This window comes from Nocardia abscessus, assembly GCF_015477775.1.
Classification (GTDB): Bacteria; Actinomycetota; Actinomycetes; order Mycobacteriales; family Mycobacteriaceae; genus Nocardia; species Nocardia abscessus_A.
Genome location: NZ_JADLQO010000004.1, coordinates 334,987 through 355,932, shown reverse-complemented (window position 1 = coordinate 355,932; position 20,946 = coordinate 334,987). Strand labels below are relative to the sequence as shown.

The following is a 20,946-nucleotide window of genomic DNA, read 5'->3' as shown; positions in this document are numbered from 1 at the left end:
CTCCAACGATCGCTGGCTCCGGTGGTGGCCTGGTTCCAAGCGGTCGGTATTGCCTTAGGCCACCTCTGGCGTCGCTCACTGCAGTTGCGTGTCATCGTGTCGACGCTGACGCTGTCACTGATCGTCATCACGATCCTGGGCGTGGTGCTGACCAGTCAGATCACCGACCGGCTGTTGGACGCCAAGATCAACGCCGCGGTCGAGGAGATGGACCGTGCGCGCAACACGGTGGAGAGCCAGCTGGCCGGTGTGCACGACATCGGCGCTCAACCGCAGCGGTTGGAAGAGGCCCGCAACGCGTTGTCCAACCGTGGCGGCACCGGCCAATCCACCGGCGCCGCGGGCAGCTTCGATTCGGCGCTGAGTGTCATCGGCGGGATGCCGCCGCAGCAGATCCCTCGCGGCCCGATCCAGGAGGTGCCCGACGAACTGCGCCGGTTCGTGCAGCGCAACCAGGTCAGCTACCAGTTCGCCACGGTCGACGACGCGGACGGTTACCGCGGTCGCGCGCTGATCATCGGCAGCCCGAGCGCGGAGATCCCCACCCTGGAGATCTATCTGATCTTCCCGCTGGCCAACGAGGAACGCAGCCTGTCGCTGATGCGCGGCACCATGCTGGTCGGCGGCATCGTCCTGCTGGTGTTGCTTGCCGCGATCACCGCGCTGGTCACCAGGCAGGTGGTCCTGCCGATCCGCTCCGCGGCCCGGATCGCGGGCCGGTTCGCCGACGGCAGGCTCAAGGAACGCATGCTGGTGCGCGGCGAGGACGACATGGCGCGGCTGGCGCAGGCGTTCAACGAGATGGCCGAGAGCCTGTCCAACCAGATCACCCAGCTGGAGGAATTCGGCAACCTGCAGCGCCGGTTCACCTCCGACGTCAGCCATGAGCTGCGTACTCCGCTCACCACCGTCCGCATGGCCGCCGACCTCATCCACGGCAGCAGTGACGACCTCGACCCCGCCCTGGCCCGCAGCGCCGAGCTGCTGGTCAACGAGCTCGACCGGTTCGAGGGCCTGCTCAACGACCTGCTGGAGATCAGCAGGCACGACGCGGGCGTCGCCGAACTCCAGGTCGAGTCGCTGGACGTGCGGATGTGCGCGCGGGCCGCGATCTCGACCGTGCGGCACCTGGCCAAGGACGCCGGGGTCGAGGTGATCACGGACATGCCGGAGGAGCCGCTGGTCGCCGAGGTAGATCCGCGCCGGGTGGAGCGGGTGCTGCGCAATCTGCTCGCCAACGCGATCGACCACAGCGAGGGCAAGCCGGTGCTGATCCGGATGCGCGGCGACCTCGACGCGAACGCCGTCGCCGTCGTCGTGCGCGATCAGGGCGTCGGTCTGCGGCCCGGCGAGGAGAAGCTGGTCTTCAACCGGTTCTGGCGCTCGGATCCCTCACGCATGCGCCGCTCCGGCGGTACCGGCCTCGGCCTGTCGATCAGTGTGGAGGATGCGAACCTGCACGAAGGCAGGCTCGAAGCCTGGGGCGAGGCCGGGCTCGGCGCCAGCTTCCGCCTGACACTGCCGCTGGTGCGCGGCAAGAAGCTCGGCGCGAGCCCGCTGCCGCTGGAACCGGCCCGCAAGTCGATGCGCGTGGTCGAGCCGGAGCCGCCCGCCGATTCCGGCGCTCCCGAGGGGGATGCCGCCGAACCGGCCGCGCAACCGGGCGGCTCGACCGCCGAGGCTAGCGAGCCGAAGGCGACCGATTCGGAAACCGGGCAGGTGGCGCACGCCCTGCGGGAGCCGAGCGCTTCCGAACCAGGTGGCCCCGATGCCATGCCTCCGGGTTCCCGCGAGCCGGAGGACGTGCTGTCGAAGGATCCGAGCCGACCGGCCGCGCCGGACAGCTCCGCGCCGGACAGTTCCGAGCCGAGCGGAGACGAGCCGGGTGGCGACGAGCCGGGTGGCGACGAGACGACGGTCGAGGCCGCGCGCGTCGGTTCGGAAGCGGTGGGAGACGAGGACCCGACGTCGGACACGGCCGAAGCGGAGGCGCCGGAGAAGGACGCCGCAGAACCCGGCGTCCCCGAATCGAATGCGGCGCCGGAGCAGGCATCGAAGCAGAGCGCGAGTGAGTCGCCCGGCGCGACGACGCCGACCGACAGCGCATCGACGGAAGACGCGCCGGCACCCGGAGCGAACGGATCGCCGACGTCCGAGTCGGCGCGGACCGGGCGCGGGGGATCGCGCGAATCGGGGGACGTACAGTCATGAGCATGCGTGTCAGAACTGCGCGAATGCAGCGGCTGACCGTGCTGGCCGCCGCGGTCCTGGCGGTGCTGGTTCCGCTCACCGCGTGCGCCAGTCTGCCGGAGTCCTCGGCGCCGGAGGCGCTGGGCACCATCAACCGCGGGCCGACCTCCGAGGGCCCGCCGCCGCCGGTCGCCAACCGCGATCCCGATCTGCTGCTGCGTGACTTCCTCCAGGCCACCGCGGATCCGGCCAACCGGCACCTGGCCGCCCGGCAGTACATGACGCCCGCGGCCTCCACGCAGTGGGACGACGCCGCGGGCACCGTCATCGTCGAAAAACCCGACACACTGCGGGAATCGCGCTCCGGTGACAAGGCCACCTATCAGATCCGCGCGCGCAAGGTCGGCGAGCTGGCCGCCGATGGCGGGTACCGTCCCAGCGACGACCTGATCATGGTGGAGAACAAGATCGAGCTGACCAAGGTCGACGGCGAGTGGCGCATCGACGAGCTGCCCGACGGAGTCGTGATGGACTCCACCGCGTTCTTCAAGTCCTACCGCCGCTACGTGCTGTACTTCATCGATCCGGGCGGGAACGCGGCCGTCCCGGATCTGCGCTGGATGTCGGTGCAGAAACCGGAACTTCCCCAGCGGTTGCTCAGCTCGCTGATCGAGGGGCCGCAGCCCGCGCTGGCGTCGATGCTGCGCAACGAGCTCGCCCCGCCGATCGCGCTGCGCGGCACGATCACCAAGATCAACGGTGATCCCGACGACGTCGGCATCGGGCTCGGTGGCGTCCGGATCGACTTCGCCGGCGCGTCGGCGCTGAACCCGCGCGATCGCGAGCTGTTCGCCGCGCAAGTGGTGCTGACCCTGTCCAGCGCCGACATCCTGGGGCCCTATCAGCTGCTCGCCGACGGCAAGCCGCTCGACGAGCGGTTCGCCGCGAACGGATACAGCGTGGCGGACGTGCAGCAGTTCAATCCGGCCACCTCCGGGCGCAATCAGGTCGGGCTGCACGCCCTGCGCGGCGGCGGGTTGGTGGAGGTCGGCGACAACGGCGGCATCACGCCCGCGCCCGGCTACTTCGGCCGGATGACCAACCTGCAGTCGGCGACCCTGTCCCCGGACGGTCAGTTCGTCGCCGCGGTGGCGGAAGCCGGGAGGCCACCGGGCATGCCCTCGCGCACCCTGATGGTCGGCACCTACGGCGGAAACGCTTTCCCGGTGGCCGAGGGCTTCACCATCACACGTCCGTCGTGGACCGCGGACGGCAGCGCCGCGTGGGCGGTGGTCGACGGCGAGCGGGTCATCCGCGCGGTCAACGACCGGGGCACCGGAAACGTGTCGGTGCAGAACGTCGACATCTCGGCCTTGACCGCGGCCTCCTCGGCGTCGGCGCCCCGGCTACCGATCACCGAACTCCGGATCTCCCGAACCGGAGTGCGGGCGGCGATGATCGCCGACGGCAAGGTGTACGTCGCGGTCGTCGTGCCGCAACCGGACGGCAAGCTCTCACTGGCCTCGGCGCTTCCCGTGGGAGTCGGACTCAGCACGGCCGCGGTGTCGGTGGACTGGCTGGACGCGGATTCGATCATCATCGCGCGCGAGGGCAATATCGACCCGGTGAGCACCGTGTCGGTCGACGGCTCGGAGCCGACACCGTTGACGTCGCAGAATCTGACGGCGCCGGTGCGGTCGGTGAGCGCGAGCGCCGACCACCAGTACGTCGCCGACTCGCGCGCGGTGCTGGAACTGACCTCGGCTCCGGACCAAGGCCAGCCCTACTGGCGCGAGGTCCCCGGGCTGGGCGCGAACGCCATCCCCGTCCTTCCCGGCTGAGAATTCGGTCGGTTCTCGGGCGGAATCGGCTGGGACGTCCCGCAGTAGGGCCGGATGCCTCCGCGTGGGCAGTCGCGTGAGGACGGGCCGGTGGCCGGAGCAGGCGGCGGCAACACACGCTCGTAGGTCCGGTCCGCACCGGTGTGTGGCGCTGCTGGGGATCGCGGAAAAAGCGCTGCCGCAACGAAAGCAGCGTTCCGCCGCGGATCGCCGTCGACATGATCGGGTGGACTTGTCGGCAGCCCGGCGCACACTGTGCCGATGCGAACCCTGCTCGACCTGGTGCTGCCCGCCGTCTGCGCGGGCTGCGGACGTCCCGGAGCCGATTGGTGTGCCGACTGCGCCGTCGCGCTGGCCGGTCCACCGGTGCGGGTGTGGCCGCGCACCGACCCTGGCGTCCCGTGCTGGGCGCTGAGTCCGTACACGGGGCCCGCGCGCCGGGCGGTGCTCGCCGTCAAGGAACGCGGACGGCGGGATCTGGCGAAGCCGCTGGGGGCGGCGTTCGCGGCCGCGCTCGCCGAACTGCGTTCGCCGGGTCGGCCACTGGTGCTGGTGCCCGCACCGAGCAGAGCCGTGGCGGCACGGCGCAGAGGCGGTGATCCGGTGCTGCGCACCGCGTCGGTAGCTGTGCGATGGCTGCCCGGCAGCCGCATGATACCCCTGTTGCGGGTGGGGCATGGGGTGCGTGATTCGGTGGGCTTGACACCCGCCGAGCGGGCTCGGAACCTGGATGGGCGGGTGACCGTGCTCGCCGGTCACGCCACCGACTGGGAGGTACCGGCGAATGCCGAGGTGGTGCTGGTCGACGACGTGCTGACCACCGGAGCCACAGCCCGCGAGTCCGTGCGCGCCCTGTGGTCGGCCGGATTGCCGACACATGGCGTTCTGGTTACTTGCGCTGCTTGACTCCGGGAAATTTGCGTGAACACTGGCGATCAGCCCGTTGGCGGACTAGCGTCGCGAACACACACCCGAACCGCAAGTTTGGAGGTGGCGCCTCGGACATCTTGTGCCGAGTCTTGTCGCTCGGCACGCTCAATCCCGCCGCACTGGAATCGGTCGGTGCGGCCAGATCCGGGAGGTACGCGTGACGACTTCTTCACGACCTTCAGTGAAAGATCCCGCTACTTCGGTGCTGGATTCCGGCACCCAGGAAGCACTAGAGCAACCCGCAGCGGAACGACCACGTGCGCCACGCGGCGACATCGTGGTGAAGGGCCGCAACGTCGAGGTGCCCGACCACTTTCGTATTTACGTCGCGGAAAAACTCTCCCGAGTAGAACGCTTCGATCCGTCGATCTTCCTGTTCGACGTGGAGCTGTTCCACGAGCGCAACCGTCGTCAGCGCAAGAACTGTCAGCGCGTCGAAATCACCGCGCGCGGAAAGGGTCCCGTCGTGCGGGCCGAGGCCTGCGCGGACAGCTTCTACGCCGCCTTCGAGTCGGTGACCGCCAAGCTGGAGAGCCGGCTGCGCCGCACCAAGGACCGGCGCCGGGTGCACTATGGCGACAAGACACCGGTCTCCGTCGCCCAGGCCACGGCCGAATTGGTGGACGACTCCCTGTTCGAGCGGCTCAATGAGTCCGCCGCGCACGCGCACGCGGAGGAGGGAAGGGAACCGGATTACGAGGCGGGTCCCGGCCACATCGTGCGCACGAAGGAGCACCCGGCGACTCCGATGTCGGTCGACGACGCCCTCTACCAGATGGAACTCGTCGGCCACGATTTCTTCCTGTTCCAGGACAAGGAGACCGACCGGCCCTCGGTGGTCTACCGCCGCCACGCCTTCGACTACGGTCTCATCCGGCTGGCCTGACGACGCTGTCGCATTCCCGCTGCTCCGGGCATTCGGCTCACCGGCCGGATGTCCGGAGCAGTGTGCTGGAGCATGCTCGCGACCTCGGCCATCGGCGTGCCAGCGTGAGCAGCAGCCGCAGATCCGAATCGAGGTCGCCGACCGGCCGCCCCGCGGGATCGTCGAGCCGCCGTGGCTGTGCCCCCGCCGCGCCGTTCGACTTGGCGGCGATGGCTTTACGAATCCGCTGCACGTCGTCGGTGCCGCTCGCATCCGCGGGCAGGTAGCGCTGCAAATGCATCAGGGCGTCGCGGATCTCCACCGTCATACGGATCAGCCGGGCGTCGGATTCGGCGACCGGTAGGTCCGGCTCGAGCACGATCTCCGGCACCGCGGCGGTGAGATCGCGCCACAGCGGCCGCAGGCGGCGGCAGTACCGTCCGGCGCGATCCCAGCCCACTCGGGTCCGCAGCGACGCGAGCAGCGGGACGGACAGGAGAGCCGCGCCGAGCGCCGACGCCGCGAAAGTCGGTGCGGCCCAGCGCGTCAGTGCCGGGTCGGCGGCCGCGCCGGGTCCGGCGAGTCGCAGCGCCGAGATGACCAAGCCGCCGGTGGCGACGATCAGCGTGGTCAGCAGCGTTCCGTAGACGATCCGTTCCGGCGTGCTCGCTTCGTCCGAGCGCAGTTCGCGCGCCGCGGCGTGCCAGGCCAGCCGTCCGGTGGCGAACAGCGGAATCCACAGGACCGCCCAGGCCACCACCGTCGGCAGATCCGGTGCTTGCCCCAGCAGCCGTCCCTCATGTCGGGCCGCGGTACCCACGACCAGGATGAGCATGCCCCCGGCCAGCGCGGCCGAGTCGTAGACCCGCTGCCGCGCCCACGCCGAGGCCGGATCCGCGCCGGACCAGAGCCGAGCCGCGCCGTACAGACCGGCCACCTCCATCAGGAGCGTGGCCATCGAAAGCTGGTGCAGCAGACTGCCGATGCCGGGTGCGATGCCGCGCTCGAGCAGGATCAGCGTGGCGACACCCCACAGCATGGCCCGGTTGAGCAAGCGGTCGACGGTGGCGTGGTTCAGCGCGACCCGCCGCCCGAGCGCGACCACCGCGACGAAGACGATCACGGGTATCGCGATCGGCGCCGGGATCGGCGAGGTCACCGCCGCCGGTCGCGGAAGAACGTGCGGTGCAGCAGGGAATCGCGGCGCGGCGGACGCATGGCGTGCAGCATCACCATGTCGGCGAAGGTCTCCGCGTCGCGTTCGCGCAGCGTGCCGTAGTCGGTGCGGCCGAGTACGTGGGCGATCGACTCCGGCGAGATCGAGGGCAGCAGGTCGGCCACCGCCGCCACGGTCGGCGTGCTCACGAGCTGGTCACCGGGCCCGGTCTGTTCCGGGCCGTGTCCCAGCAGCATGTGCCCGAGTTCGTGCACGATGATGTGCTCGGCGTGCCATTCGGTGGTGTCGGCGCCGTAGACGATGACGTCGCTGTCCTGTTTCGCGATCCACAGGCCGCTGCCCGTGCCGCATCCGGTGCCGGCCAGCAGCGCGGTATCGATCGGTAGCAGGCTGATGCTGCGGCCCCGGTATTCCGCGACGTCATCGAGGTAGGTCCGCAGATCCCATGGGTGGGGTATCGGGAGGTCCCGGGTCAAGCTCCGGAACCGGGCCTGGATGGCCATGTGATCGGTCTCCTACAAAAGCTCAGTGGCCCATGTAGAAAAGCATGTTACCGACTGGGCGGCGTCGACTCCGCCGTGCTCTGGATGATCTTGGCCAGCATCGCCCGATCGATGTTCGAACCGCGCAGCGCGATGCTGGCGACGTTCGCGTCGCGCATGGTGGCGAGCAATTCCAGTTCCCGGTCGATCGCTCCCGCGGCGGGGCCTCGGGTGAGCAGATAGTCGGCGGCCACACCGAAACTGCGCGTCACCGCGGCGAGGATCTCGGCATCGGCGGTGGCCGCCGCGTTCTCGTCGTCGAACTCTCCGTCGCGCAGGCGCGTCAGGTAACTCGCGGGCACCGGCCGTCCGATGAATTCGCTCACCTGCGCGGCGACGGATTCGGTGCTGCGTTCCGGCGCGGAGCGCGGATGCACCACGGCGAACAGCCGATTGATCTTGTGGCTCAGGGTCAGCGCCGTGCCGTGCGGTCCGTTCTCGGTCATGCCTGCCTCGTCACTCGCCGTTTCGAACCGATGCCGTCGCCGCGTTGGCCGCCAGCCAGCGTGCGCGGAATCGGGCTTCGGTCGCTGCATCGATGTCCTCCGATCGACCGGCCAGCCAGCGGCGGTACCGGCGTTCCTGGAGCTCGCCGGGGTCGCTCGGCTCCGCGGGGACCGCGAGCAAGTGGGCGAAGGCCATTTCCACCAGGGGGTGCAATTGCCTGCCCGGCCCGCCGTTGCGTTCGAGCATGGCGGTGGCGTAGCGCGCCGAGAGTTTGGAAACCACCCGGTTGAGTTCCGCTATCGCCGCGACCACCTGCGGGTCGCTGGTGCGGCCGTTCTCGACGGCGTCGGTGAGCCGGCCCGATGCCGCGAGAAGCCCGGTGAGATCGGAGATTTCGAAGCGAATGGCGTCGGGCCCGGCCACCACGGATTCTCCCGCGGGACGGGAGGCGTCGGCGGGTTCGTCGGTGGCGGGCACACCGCCCGCGTACGTGCGTGCGGCGCTGCCCGGCAGCCATCGCAGCGGGGCGTCGAGCTTGTTCAGCGTCTGCATGCTGATCGCGGCCTCGCCGTCTTCGATCTTCCGGATGGTCGGCGCCGAAGGTCCCCCGAGGTCGCCGATCTGTAGCTGGGTGAGGCCGAGCTCGTCCCGGCGTTCTCTGATGATTCGCCCGAATCTCTTCTGCCGCGACAGCTCCGAAGGGCTATGCATAGTGAGTTCATGGTAAGCCGTTCGTAGGTGTTTGGCAAACCAATAGAAACTGTTTGGAAAACAGGACGAAAGTTTGATACGGTGTTTTGCGTCGGATGGCCGGGGAGCCATGCGGCCGGTTCCGGAACGGGCAGGGGCGTTCGCCGGGACGGACGTCTCCGGCCTGCTGCTCAACGGCGCGTGGCAGGTCGGTTCAGCGGCGGTGGAGGGGATCGTCGCTGCGTTGGGGGTTCACCGTCGGCGAAGGGGGTCGACGGTGAACTTACTTTAGAGTAAGTTCGGTGGTCTCAGGCTTTCGAAAGGAAATCGCATGGCCACCAAAGCTGCTCGCCGTGCCGTGATCGTGTCCGGTGCGCGCACGCCGTTCCTGCGGGCGTTCACCGGCTACACCACGATGGACTCCATCGCGCTCGCCGACGCCGCGGTCCGCGGGTTGCTGGAGCGGACCGGGCTGCCCGGCGCGCAGGTGGAGGCGATCGTTTGGGGCGGTGTCATCCTGCCCGGCGCGGCGCCGAACATCGCCCGGGAGATCGCGCTGGACCTCCGGCTGGACCCGGGCTGCGAGGGCTACACGGTGACCAGGGCCTGCGCCTCCGGCTTGCAGGCCGTCACGTCGGCCGCGGCGGCGATCGAGCGGGGCGAGTACGACATCATGATCGCCGGTGGCAGTGATTCCACCTCGAACGCCGAGGTCAAACTGCCGCAGAAGGTCGTGCACGCGGCGGCGCCGCTGGCGCTGGGCAAGCCGAAGCCGAAGGACTACCTGTCCGCCGTCGCGCGCCTGGCGCCGTTCACCGACCTGCTGCCGAGCCGGCCCAGGATCGCCGAGCGCACCACCGGTGAGGTGATGGGCGAGTCGGCCGAGAAGATGGCCCGCATCCACGGCGTCGGCCGCGCCGACCAGGACGAGTTCGCCGCCCGCTCGCATCACCGCGCGGCGGCGGCCATCGGGTCGGGCCGGTTCGACGACGAGGTGCTGCGGGTGCGCACGCCCGAGGACGCGGAGATCCTGCGCGACGGTTTGGTCCGCGGCGACACCAGCGTCGCGAAACTAGCCGGTCTGAAGCCGGTTTTCGCGACCGACGGCAGCGTCACCGCGGGCAACGCCAGCCCGCTCACCGACGGGGCTGCCGCGGTGCTGCTGATGAGCGAAGAGAAAGCGCACGCCCTCGGATATCGGCCGCTGGCGGCGTTCCGGTCGTGGAGTTACGTGAGCGTCGATCCGACCGATCAAGTGCTGATCGGGCCCGCCATCTCGATGCCGCGGGCGCTGGAGAAGGCCGGAATGACGCTGGAGGACGCCGATCTCGTCGACATCCACGAGGCTTTCGCCGCCCAGACCTTGTCGGTGCTGACCGCGCTGGCCAGCGACGAGTGGGCGAAGACCCGGCTGGATCGCGACACCGCCGTCGGCGAGGTGGACATCGACCGGCTGAACGTGCACGGCGGCTCGATCTCGCTCGGCCACCCCTTCGGCGCCACCGGGGCGCGCATGGTGACCACCATGGCCAACGAGTTGGCGCGCACGGGGAAGAGCACGGCTCTGCTGGGCATCTGCGCCGCGGGCGGGATCGGCGCCTCGGCGGTGCTCGAACGCGTCTGACGCAGTCGCGCGGCCCGCCGACCGGGAAGACCCTGCGCGGTCGGCGGGCCCGCTACCGGTCTACGGCAGGTGGTGTCAGGGCTTGCCGGTGGTGCCCCGCCGCTTGCGTCCCTCGTCCGCGATGATTCGCAGACAGGTCTGGTGCTTGGTCTCGCCGGGGAAGCCTTCCCGACGCAGGCGCAACATCGCCTGTGCCAGATCGATGCCCAGCTCGCTCGACAGCCGAACAGCATCGACATTGGCCATTGCACAAACCTCCTGGAACCGGCGAACACTATCGTGAACAGCACTGCGTGCGAAGCAGTTTCGCCCTTGTCGTACCCAGTCGGAATCCGATTGAACCATGAACGATCCACACATTTGGGTAACGATGCGGCACCGGTGCGGGACGGTCAGCCGCGATAGGTTTCCTGGTGCACCGCCTCCGTCAGCGGTCTCCCGGCGCGCCAGCCGAAGCGCTCCAGATCGGGAACGCGCTGGAATTCGCGCACCGGCCCGACACAGAGCCAAGCGACCGTGCGGACGCCCACCGGGAGGTCGATCAGGTCGGCCAGGAATACGGGGTCGTAGAACGACACCCAACCGACGCCGATGCCTTCGGCGGTAGCGGCCAGCCACAGGTTCTGGATGGCGAGCACCGCGGAATAGATGCCCGTTTCGGGCACCGTGGCCCGGCCGAGTACCTGGGGTCCGCCACGGGCGTGGTCGTAGCAGACCACGACGCCGGTGCCGCTCTCCAGAATGCCCTCGATCTTGATCGGCTCGAAGGTCGCGGCGCGCTCGGGTGGCAGCGCGTCCCGGAACTCCACGCGCTTGTGCGCCACATGGTCGGCGAACTTGCGCAGCGTCGCCGGTTCGCGAACGACCACGAAGTCCCAGGGTTGCGAGTTTCCCACGCTGGGCGCCCGGTGCGCGGCATCCAGCAGCCGCCACAGTGTCGCGTCGTCCACGGGTTCGCCGGTGAACTCCGCGCGCACGTCACGGCGCCGCCGGATCACCTCGTAGACGCTCAGAACCTCAGGATGCACCGCCCGAGTCAATCAAACCCGGCGATCTCTCCGCACACGGCGGGGGTGGTCGGCTCGGATGCCCCGAACCCCGACCCCCGCCACGCGAAGTTCAGCGGGTTGCGGAAACAGTGCGCCTGGCGAGCCGGCGACGGCCTTGGGTCAGCGCGGTGCGCAGGCCGCGGCGCCGACCGGTCACCGGATCGACGGTGGCTTTGGTGGTGCCGCCGAACCTGCGTTCCGAAGCCGTCTCGGGGGCATCGTCGGCGGTGGCCTTCAGGTACTTGTTCGGCAGCGACAACTTGAGGATCGTGCGCCACGCCTTGAAGTACTGCACCGGCAGCGAGCCGGTGGTGTAGGGCAGGTCGTACTTGTCGGCCAGCTCGCGCACCCGCACCGCGATGTCGGCGTACCGGTTGCTCGGCAGATCGGGGAAGAGGTGGTGCTCGATCTGGTGGCTCAGGTTGCCGGTCATGAAGTGCACGACCGGGCCGCCGGAGATGTTGGCACTGCCCAGCATCTGGCGCAGGTACCACTGGCCCTTCGTCTCACCGTCGATATCGGCCTTGGTGAACTTCTCCGCGCCGTCGGGGAAGTGGCCGCAGAAGATCACCGCGTTGGACCAGACGTTGCGGATCGCGTTGGCGGCCAGATTGGCGGTGAACGTGGAGGAGAACGCGGGCCCGGTGAGCGCAGGGAAGATCACGTAGTCCTTCAGGACCTGCTTGCCCATCTTGGTGAGCGCCTCGTTGCGCTTACGCTCGAATTCGGCCCGCTCGGGGGAGCCGGGCTTGTACCGGCCCGCCACCAGCTTGCCGAGTTCCAGGTGCTGGATGGCCACGCCGTACTCGAAGAACAGCTGCAGTACCAGGTTGTAGACCGGGTTGCCCAGGTTGAACGGCTTCCAGCGCTGGTCGCGCGTCACCCGCAGCAGGCCGTAGCCGATGTCGTCGTCCATGCCGAGCACGTTGGTGTACTTGTGGTGCAGGTAGTTGTGGGTGTGCTTCCAGTGCTTGGCCGCGCCGGTGTTGTCCCATTCCCACGAGCTGGAGTGGATCTCCGGATCGTTCATCCAGTCCCACTGGCCGTGCATGACGTTGTGCCCGATCTCCATGTTCTCGATGATCTTGGCGGTGCCGAGCAGGGCCACGCCGGCCAGCCACGCGGGACGTTTCGGGCTGGCGAACAGCACCGCACGGCCGGTTATCTCGAGAACTCGCTGCAACCTGATGACATTGCGGATGTACTTCGCGTCGCGCTCGCCGCGCGAGGCTTCGATTTCTCGCCGGATCGCGTCGAATTCCGCGCCGAGTGCTTCCACGTCGGCCTCGGTGAGGTGCGCATATTCCTTGACATCCGAGATCGCCATACGGGTTACTTTATCGTAAGTTACGAGACCGTAGGTTGCGAAGTCGGCCGTGTGGATGTGTCAAATACCCTATTGCGATCCCGGCTGTCTGATGGTAGGTTAGCGCGCCCTTCGTCGAATGCGAAAGCGCTTGTCCCGCATGGCTTTTTCGCGCAGCGCCGCTTGTTCATGGCGGGCCCGCTCCTGGAGTGCGTGCTTGGCCTCGCGCAGCACCTGCCGCTCGTGCTCGGCCTTCACCTTCAGGGACGCCTTGGCCTCGCGCAGCATCTCCTTCTCCTGCCGCGCCTTCTCCTGCAGCACGATCTTCGCCTCGTGCAGCGCCGAGCGCAGGCCGCGCCGCTTGCCGGTCTCCGGATCGATGCGCAGCCAGTGCGTCGACTCCGTGCCCCGCGACGGCAGCGTGATCCCGGCGAACTTGCGTTCCGACGAGGTCTCGGGCGCGTTGTCGGCGGTCGCCTTGAGGAACCGGTCCGGCAGCGCCAGCTTGTGGATCGTGCGGAAGGCGAGCAGATACTGCTTGCCCAGCGACCCGGTGGTGTAGGGCAGGTCGTATTTGTCGCACAGCTCGCGCACTCGCACCGCGATCTCCGGGTACCGGTTGCTCGGCAGGTCGGGGAACAGGTGGTGCTCGATCTGATAGCAGAGGTTGCCGCTCATGAACGCCATGGCGGGCCCCGCCTTGAAGTTCGCGCTGCCGAGCATCTGGCGCAGATACCACTCGCCGCTGGTCTCGTTCTCGAGCTGCTCGATGGTGAACTTCTCCGCGCCGTCGGGGAAATGGCCGCAGAAGATCACCGCGTAGGCCCAGAGATTGCGCACCAGGTTCGCCGTCGCGTTCGCCTTCAGCGTCTGCTTGAACGCCGGTCCGGTCAGCGCGGGATAGAACAGGAAGTCCTTGGCCACCTGACGACGGATCTTGCGTCCGAACGCCACATTCGGCTCCGACATCAGCTGCCGGGCAGGGGTGTCCGACAGCTCCTTCTCGATGCTCCAGTCGTGCAGCGCGATGCCCCACTCGAAGGTCGCGGCGAGCAGCAGGTTCGCCAGCGGCTGCACCAGGTGGATCGGCCGCCACGGCTCGTCGCGGGTCATCCGCAGGATGCCGAAGCCCAGATCCTCGTCCTTGCCCAGCACATTGGTGTAGGTGTGATGGGAGTAGTTGTGCGCGCGGCGCCACTGCGCCGAGGGGCCCGTCATATCCCATTCCCACGAGGTGGAATGGATCTCCGGGTCGTTCATCCAGTCCCATTGCCCGTGGCTGACGTTGTGCCCGAGCTCCATGTTCTCGATGATCTTGGCGACCGAAAGCAGCGCGGTGCCGGTCAGCCAGGCCCAGCGGTTGCGGCTGCCGAACAGCACGGCGCGGGCCGCCACCTCGAGACCGCGTTGGGCCGCGATCGCGCGCCGGATGTACTTCGCGTCGCGCTCTCCACGCGACAGCTCCACCGAACGCCGGACGGAATCGAGTTCCTGCCCCAGTGTCTCGATATCGGCCGCCGTGAGGTGGGCAAACGTCTTGATGTCGGTGATGGCCACCGGGGTCCTTTCCTTACGCGATTCCCCGTCGAGAGTACCTGCCGGACTACACGTCCAGGGTGCAGTCGCCCGCCGCCACCGAGATGCAGGTCTGCACCTTGTCGCCTTCGCGGCGCTCCTCACCGTTGCGCAAGTCGCGCGCGTGGCCGGAACTCAGGGTGACCACGCAGGTCTGGCAGATGCCCATCCGGCAGCCGAACGGCATCTGCACGCCCGCGGACTCACCGGCCTCGAGCAAGCTGGTCGCGCCGTCCGCCTCGACGGTGCGTCCGGTCTTGCCGAAGGTGACGGTGCCGCCCGCGCCCACCGCGGAGCGCTCGATCTCGAAGCGCTCCACGTGCAGCCGGTCCGACAGGCCCGCCTCGCGCCAGTGGTTCTCGATTTCGTCGAGCATCCCGGCGGGCCCGCACGCCCAGGTGTCCCGTTCGCGCCAGTCCGGGAACGCGGTGTCCAGATCGGCGAGCGCGAACTTGCCCTGCTCGGCGGTGAGATGCAGGCGGGTCAGGAAGCTCGGATTGCGCTCGTGCAGGGCGCTCAGCTCCGCGCCGAACATCACGTCGTCGGCGGTCCGCGCCGAGTGCAGGTGCGCCACGTCGGTGAACAGCTCACGGCGGTCCAGCGCGCGCAGCATCGACATCACCGGGGTGATGCCGCTGCCCGCCGTCAGGAACAGCACCTTCTCCGGCGGCGGGTACGGCAGCACGAATCCGCCCTGCGGCGCGGCGAGCCGGACGACGGTGCCGACCGGCACGCCGCTGACCAGGTGACTGGACAGGAAGCCTTCCGGCATGGCCTTCACGGCGATGGAGATCAGCCGCTTTCCGCCGTGGCCGGGTGCGGACCAATTCGGCGGGCAGGTCAGCGAGTAGGAACGCCAGTGCCAGCGTCCGTCGACCAGGATGCCGATGCCGATGTACTGGCCGGGCTGATATTTGAAGTCGAAGCCCCACCCCGGCTGGATCACCAGCGTCGCGGAGTCGGCGGTCTCCTTGCGCACCTCCACGATGCGTCCGCGCAGCTCACGGGCCGACCACAGCGGATTGGCCAGGTGGAGGTAGTCGTCGGGCAGTAGCGGCGTGGTCACCCGCGCCACGGCGCCGCGCAGCACGTTCAGCTTGCCGCCGCGCTCGGCGACGCCTGCGGCGGGCGCCTCCAGCCACGCGCGGACGCCTCGCACGGAGAAGCTCCCAATTTTCGAACCCATCGCTGCCGTTGGTCTCCCTGTCGTCGGATGCGCAGGCCGCCGTCTCCCCGAGCGGAGGCCACGCCAGCAAGGTTACGGCATCGTAGGTTACCGCGGTGGGTGAGCCCGCGAACGGCGCCGCGAGTCAGAGCAGTTCGAGCAGGAACGGCAGCTCCTGGGCGGCGTACCAGGCAAGTTGATGGTCCTCGGCGTCCCCGAGGACGAACTCGGCGTCGGTGTCGCCGAGGTCGGCGGCGTCGACCACGTCGACGGCCTTGGCCACCTGTGGTTCGGCGTCGGCCAGGTCGACGTGCACCGAGGCGATCTGCTGATAGCTGATCGGACCCGCGAGCCGGACCACCGCGTCGTCCAGGTCGGGTCGCAATTTCGCGCCGGTCACGTCGGCGGCGATCACCGCGCGCCGGTAGACCGGACTGCCGCCCGCGACCGGCGCGGCGTCGTCTTCGGAGTCCTCCGCCGACCCGATCGCCTCGCGCTCGGCGGCGAGCAGTCGCAGCGAGGCGCGAGCGGCCTCGTTCATGGCGACTTCGCCGAGCTCCTCCTCGTCGCCGGAGGCGTATGCCTCGCGCAGCGCGGGCGTCACCGCGAACGCGGTACCGCCGACGGGGGCCAGCTCCCGGTTGTCGACCAGCTCGCGCAGCATCGGCACCGTAGCCGGGATGTAGACCCGCAGCTTCTTCTGATCAGACGCAGGCACCGAGCATCTCCTCCATGGAATCGCGCACCGCCGTGGCGAGCACGCCGATGTCGGCCATCGCGTCGCGGTCGGCGTTGAGACCGTAGAAGACACGTCCGTCGTAGGACGTGATCCCGATACTCGACGCCTGATTGCGCAGCAGTGGCGACACCGGGTACATCTCCAGCATCCGCGCGCCGCCGATGTACATCGGCGCCTGCGGACCCGGCGCGTTGGTGATCACCAGATTGAACGTGTGTTCTGCGAACGTACTCGCCGCGCGCACACTCATCGCGTGCAGGCTGGCCGGAGCGAATCCGGCCAGATGCACGAGGGTACGCGCGCGCACGCCGCGCCGCTGACGTCCGTTGAATTCGGTGGCGTGCGCGATGTGCGACAGCCGCATCACCGGATTCGGCTCACCGACCGGCAGATCGAGCAGGAACGACGACACCTCGCTCGCCGATGGGGCCTGCTCGCCGTCGGCTCCCTCGACATACACCGACATCGGCACCACCGCCCGCAGCGTGGTCGACTCGGTGAGCGCTTCGCCGCGCGACAACAGCCAGTTGCGCAGGGCGCCGGTGACCACCGCGAGGATCGCGTCGTTGATCGAGCAGTCGAAACGGCTGCGGATGGTGCGGTAGTCCGCCAGGTCGGTGCGTACCACGTCGAAGCGCCGGTTCCGCGAGGTGCGGGTGTTCAGGGGACTGGCGGGCGCGCCGGTCGCCGCGGTGCGCACCGCGGCGACCACCGACTCGACCGCCCTGCCCGCTGTCCCGAGCATCGCGAACGCGCCCGCGCTCGCGTCCCTGGCCACTTCCAGGGCTTTGCCCGGCTGTGCGGCGAGATGGGCCAGCGCGCCCACCAGCAGTTCGACCTCACCGGGTTCGCGCGGCGCGATCCAGTCCTCGTCGGCCAGCACGCGGGGCGCGGGCCCGGCGTCGAGGATCACGTGGCCGATCTCGAGTGCGGTGTCCCCGTCCACCAGCGCGGAATGGGTCTTGGTGAAGATCGCGCAGCGACCTTCGGACAGCCGCTCGATCAGGTACATCTCCCACAGCGGCCGGGCCGGATCCAAGGGGTGGGAGGTGAGCCGGGCGACCAGGTCGTGCAGTTGTTCATCGGTGCCAGGACCGGGGAGCGCCGAACGCCGGATGTGGTAGGTGATGTCGAAACGGCTGTCCTCGACCCAGACCGGTCGCCCGAGCGACAGCGGGATCTCGCGCACTTTGCGCCGGTACCTCGGCACCAGCGGGAGCCTGCTCTCGACCAGGTCGACCAGCCGGTCGTAGTCCAGGATCGCCGGTCCGGAGCTGTCGCCGGATTCGGTGTTCCGCACGATCGCGAGAGAGCCGATGTGGATCGGGTTGCTGCTCGACTCGAGTCGGTAGAACGCCGTGTCCTGCGGCGTCAGTCTCGTGATCACGCTGCCCGGTACTCCTTTTCCCGATGCCGTCCCCCCGCTCATTGTGCTGCCGCATCAACCGTTACCCCGGCCGTTGTGGCATTTCTGATGGATTCGGTGCACTTTTTCCGCGCCCCGGAGTGGTCCCGTGGCACGCTGGTCCGTTCGAGTTCGGTAAACCGATTCGATCACAGCGCGAACCGGGATGCACGGTCGAAGCACCGGGCCACCCGCCGTGTCGAACGCGCCGCTTGCCTCGCGCCGAACGAAGGCATCGGCATCCACCCGATCGTGCGGCGACCACCTCACGCCCCCTGCTGACCTCAACCCCAGGTTTCGAGCGAAGCGAGACCGAGCATGCAAAACAAACACAGCCGAACCAGCACAGCTGCACATCGGCCGGACCATTACCATGAAGCATGCAGCGGATTCCGCGCAACCGCGTGGGGCCGCACCGGCCCGGGGGCCGACGACACGTTTTGACACACCGACCAGAGGACTGACGAGACCCGTGCCTGCGCTGACACTGACGAGGTTGCTACGGATTGGTGAGGGTCGCATTGTCAAGCGGCTCTCGCACTTCGCCGACCAGGTCCTCGCCCTCGAACCGGAGTACGAGGATCTCAGCGACGCGGAGCTGCGGGCCAAGACCGACGAGTTCCGCGAGCGCTACGCCGAGATGGTCGAAGAGGGTGAGAGCGATCCGCTCGGCCAGCTGATGGCCGAGGCGTTCGCGGTCGCGCGCGAGGCGTCCTGGCGGGTGCTCAGCCAGAAGCACTACAAGGTGCAGGTCATGGGCGGCGCCGCGCTGCACACCGGCAACATCGCCGAGATGAAGACCGGTGAGGGCAAGACCCTCACCTGTGTGCTCCCCGCCTACCTGAACGCGATCAGCGGCGACGGTGTGCACGTGGTCACGGTGAACGACTACCTGGCCAAGCGCGACGCCGAGTGGATGGGTCGCGTGCACCGCTTCCTCGGTCTCGAAGTCGGCGTCATCCTGTCCGGCATGAGCCCCGCCCAGCGGCGAGCGGCCTACAACGCCGACATCACCTACGGCACGAACAACGAGTTCGGCTTCGACTACCTGCGCGACAACATGACGCACTCGCTGGACGACCTGGTGCAGCGCGGGCACAATTTCGCCGTCGTCGACGAGGTCGACTCCATCCTGATCGACGAGGCGCGTACCCCGCTGATCATCTCGGGCCCGGCCGACGCCTCCTCGAAGTGGTACGCCGAGTTCGCCCGCATCGCGCCGCTGCTGAAGAAGGACCTGCACTACGAGGTCGACATCAAGAAGCGCACGATCGGCGTGCACGAGGCGGGCGTGGAGTTCGTCGAGGACCAGCTCGGCATCGACAACCTCTACGAGGCCGCCAACTCGCCGCTGGTGAGCTACCTGAACAACGCCGTCAAGGCCAAGGAGCTCTACACCCGCGACAAGGACTACATCGTCCGCGACGGCGAGGTGATCATCGTCGACGAGTTCACCGGCCGCATCCTGGTCGGGCGCCGCTACAACGAGGGCATGCACCAGGCGATCGAGGCGAAGGAAGGGGTGGAGATCCAGCCGGAGAACCAGACCCTGGCCACGATCACGCTGCAGAACTACTTCCGTCTCTACGAGAAGCTTTCCGGCATGACCGGTACCGCCGAGACCGAGGCCGCCGAGCTGCACCAGATCTACAACCTCGGCGTGGTCCCCATCCCGACCAACAAGCCGATGGTCCGCGCCGACCAGTCCGACCTGATCTACAAGACCGAGGAAGCCAAGTTCTCCGCCGTGGTAGACGACGTCACCGAGCGGCACGAGAAGGGCCAGCCGGTGCTGATCGGTACCACCAGCGTGGAGCGCTCGGAGTACCTGTCCAAGCAGTTCACCAAGCGCGGCATCCCGCACAACGTGCTGAACGCGAAGTTCCACGAGAAGGAAGCGGAGATCATCGCCGAGGCCGGTCGGCCGGGCGCGGTGACCGTCGCGACGAACATGGCCGGTCGCGGTACCGACATCGTGCTCGGCGGCAACCCGGACATCATCGCCGACATCCTGCTGCGCAAGCAGGGTCTCGACCCGGTCGAGACGCCGGAGGAGTACGAGCGCGCCTGGCTGCCCACGCTGGACCAGGTCAAGGCCCAGACTGCCGAGGACGCCGACGCGGTCCGCGATGCGGGCGGCCTCTACGTGCTCGGCACCGAGCGGCACGAGTCGCGCCGCATCGACAACCAGCTGCGCGGCCGATCCGGCCGCCAGGGCGACCCGGGCGAGTCCCGCTTCTACCTGTCGCTGGGCGACGAGCTGATGCGGCGGTTCAACGGCGCCGCTCTGGAGGCGATCATGACGCGGCTGAACCTGCCCGACGACGTCCCGATCGAGGCGAAGATGGTGTCCAAAGCCATCAAGAGCGCGCAGACGCAGGTCGAGCAGCAGAACTTCGAGATCCGCAAGAACGTCCTCAAGTACGACGAGGTGATGAACCAGCAGCGCACCGTCATCTACGGCGAGCGCAACCGGATCCTGCGCGGTGAGGACATGGAGGGCCAGGTCCAGGGCATGATCACCGATGTGGTCAGCGCCTACGTGGACGGCGCCACCGCTGATGGCTACGTCGAGGACTGGGATCTGGAGAAGCTGTGGACGGCGCTGAAGACGCTGTACCCGGTGAGCCTGGACTACCGGGACCTGACCGGCGAGACCGAAATCGGTGAGGCGGGCGAGCTGACCCGCGAGGAGCTGCTCGAAGCGCTCCTGGACGACGCGCACGACGCCTACGAGCGCCGGGAGGCCGAGATCGACGGCCTCGCGGGCGAGGGCAGCATGCGCAATCTGGAACGCCAGGTGCTGCTGTCGGTGCTCGACCGCAAGTGGCGCGAGCACCTCTACGAGATGGATTACCTCAAGGAGGGCATCGGCCTGCGTGCGATGGCCCAGCGCGACCCGCTGGTGGAGTACCAGCGCGAGGGCTTCGACATGTTCACCGCCATGCTGGACGGCCTCAAGGAGGAGTCGGTCGGCTTCCTGTTCAACCTGCAGGTCGAGGTGCAGCAGCCGCAGCCGGAAGGCGTCGAGGTCGGACCCGGCCTGCGTTCGCCGGTCGGCGCGATGGCCGCCCCCCGTCCGCTGCCCACCGAGGAGGCGCCTGCCGCGAACGGGCACGCCGCACCGGCGGCCCTGCGCGCCAGGGGCATCGATGACACCGCCCCGCGCGGTTTCAGCTACTCCGGGCCCGACGAGGGCGGCCGAGCAGCGGTGCACAGCGACGCCGAAGAGTACGGCGCGGACGGCGGTCCGCAGCCCACCCGCCGCGAGCGCCGCGAGGCGGCCCGCGCGGAGGCGAAGGGCAGGCGCGGCCCGAAGTCCCGCCGCCGCCACTGATCCGCTGAACTCCGAAGGCGCCCAGGGTTTCCCCTGGGCGCCTTCGCATTTCCGTATCGCTCTC

General features: G+C 68.6%; 16 protein-coding genes and 1 pseudogene. 6 read left to right on the top strand and 11 right to left on the bottom strand.

Going from position 1 to position 20,946, the window contains the following annotated elements; translation table 11 throughout:
- Positions 1-24: 24 nt before the first annotated feature.
- The 4 genes and pseudogenes from mtrB to hpf all read left to right on the top strand — a co-directional run.
- Positions 25-1,579, top strand: a pseudogene (mtrB, locus tag IU450_RS14635) (MtrAB system histidine kinase MtrB); the annotation flags it as partial.
- 628 nt (positions 1,580-2,207) lie between these two features.
- Entirely contained in the window at positions 2,208-4,031 is a 1,824-nt protein-coding gene (gene lpqB / locus IU450_RS14630) for an MtrAB system accessory lipoprotein LpqB (protein WP_195150332.1), read from the top strand.
- A 261-nt stretch (positions 4,032-4,292) separates the two neighbouring features.
- Positions 4,293-4,937, top strand: coding sequence for a ComF family protein (locus IU450_RS14625; RefSeq protein WP_195150331.1), 645 nt, complete (start codon positions 4,293-4,295; stop codon positions 4,935-4,937).
- A 181-nt stretch (positions 4,938-5,118) separates the two neighbouring features.
- A complete protein-coding gene (hpf, locus tag IU450_RS14620) occupies positions 5,119-5,847 on the top strand; it encodes a ribosome hibernation-promoting factor, HPF/YfiA family (protein WP_416382867.1) in 729 nt (242 codons plus the stop codon).
- 37 nt (positions 5,848-5,884) lie between these two features.
- Here hpf and IU450_RS14615 read toward each other — a convergent pair whose 3' ends face one another.
- Genes IU450_RS14615 through IU450_RS14600 form a run of 4 tightly spaced genes read right to left on the bottom strand, consistent with a single transcriptional unit; the run spans position 5,885 to position 8,703 of the window.
- Entirely contained in the window at positions 5,885-6,985 is a 1,101-nt protein-coding gene (locus IU450_RS14615; RefSeq protein ID WP_195150330.1) for an MAB_1171c family putative transporter, read from the bottom strand.
- Positions 6,982-7,506: a hypothetical protein gene (locus IU450_RS14610; RefSeq protein ID WP_195150329.1), complete on the bottom strand. Its 525-nt coding sequence runs from the start codon at positions 7,504-7,506 to the stop codon at positions 6,982-6,984. Before IU450_RS14610 ends, IU450_RS14615 begins: the two co-directional genes overlap by 4 nt.
- A 47-nt stretch (positions 7,507-7,553) precedes the next feature.
- Positions 7,554-7,991, bottom strand: coding sequence for a hypothetical protein (locus IU450_RS14605; RefSeq protein ID WP_195150328.1), 438 nt, complete (start codon positions 7,989-7,991; stop codon positions 7,554-7,556).
- Positions 7,992-8,001: 10 nt separating this feature from the next.
- A complete protein-coding gene (locus IU450_RS14600) occupies positions 8,002-8,703 on the bottom strand; it encodes a helix-turn-helix domain-containing protein (RefSeq protein ID WP_195150327.1) in 702 nt (233 codons plus the stop codon).
- A gap of 310 nt (positions 8,704-9,013) precedes the next feature.
- On the opposite strand from IU450_RS14600, the gene IU450_RS14595 reads away from it, so the two are divergent.
- The gene (locus tag IU450_RS14595; protein ID WP_195150326.1) at positions 9,014-10,306 is read left to right on the top strand and encodes an acetyl-CoA C-acyltransferase; all 1,293 of its coding nucleotides are present in this window, start codon (positions 9,014-9,016) and stop codon (positions 10,304-10,306) included.
- Between the two features lie 75 nt (positions 10,307-10,381).
- Here IU450_RS14595 and IU450_RS14590 read toward each other — a convergent pair whose 3' ends face one another.
- The 7 genes from IU450_RS14590 to IU450_RS14560 form a co-directional block, all read right to left on the bottom strand.
- Positions 10,382-10,552, bottom strand: coding sequence for a hypothetical protein (locus IU450_RS14590; RefSeq protein ID WP_195150325.1), 171 nt, complete (start codon positions 10,550-10,552; stop codon positions 10,382-10,384).
- 146 nt (positions 10,553-10,698) lie between these two features.
- A complete protein-coding gene (bluB, locus tag IU450_RS14585; protein ID WP_195150463.1) occupies positions 10,699-11,319 on the bottom strand; it encodes a 5,6-dimethylbenzimidazole synthase in 621 nt (206 codons plus the stop codon).
- Positions 11,320-11,425: 106 nt separating this feature from the next.
- Complete coding sequence (locus tag IU450_RS14580; RefSeq protein ID WP_195150324.1) at positions 11,426-12,682, bottom strand: fatty acid desaturase family protein; 1,257 nt, start codon at positions 12,680-12,682, stop codon at positions 11,426-11,428.
- Between the two features lie 99 nt (positions 12,683-12,781).
- Positions 12,782-14,218, bottom strand: coding sequence for a fatty acid desaturase (locus tag IU450_RS14575; RefSeq protein ID WP_195150323.1), 1,437 nt, complete (start codon positions 14,216-14,218; stop codon positions 12,782-12,784).
- Positions 14,219-14,264: 46 nt separating this feature from the next.
- Positions 14,265-15,422 carry a ferredoxin reductase gene (locus tag IU450_RS14570; protein ID WP_195150322.1) on the bottom strand — a complete coding sequence of 386 codons (1,158 nt, stop codon included), beginning with the start codon at positions 15,420-15,422 and terminating at the stop codon, positions 14,265-14,267.
- Positions 15,423-15,546: 124 nt separating this feature from the next.
- Positions 15,547-16,095, bottom strand: coding sequence for a DUF6912 family protein (locus IU450_RS14565; protein ID WP_195150462.1), 549 nt, complete (start codon positions 16,093-16,095; stop codon positions 15,547-15,549).
- Positions 16,096-16,105: 10 nt separating this feature from the next.
- Positions 16,106-17,527, bottom strand: coding sequence for a WS/DGAT/MGAT family O-acyltransferase (locus tag IU450_RS14560; protein WP_195150321.1), 1,422 nt, complete (start codon positions 17,525-17,527; stop codon positions 16,106-16,108).
- A 490-nt stretch (positions 17,528-18,017) separates the two neighbouring features.
- On the opposite strand from IU450_RS14560, the gene secA reads away from it, so the two are divergent.
- Positions 18,018-20,882 (top strand): preprotein translocase subunit SecA, encoded by a 2,865-nt coding sequence (gene secA / locus IU450_RS14555; RefSeq protein WP_195150320.1) that lies wholly within the window; start codon positions 18,018-18,020, stop codon positions 20,880-20,882.
- The last annotated feature ends 64 nt before the right edge of the window (positions 20,883-20,946 follow it).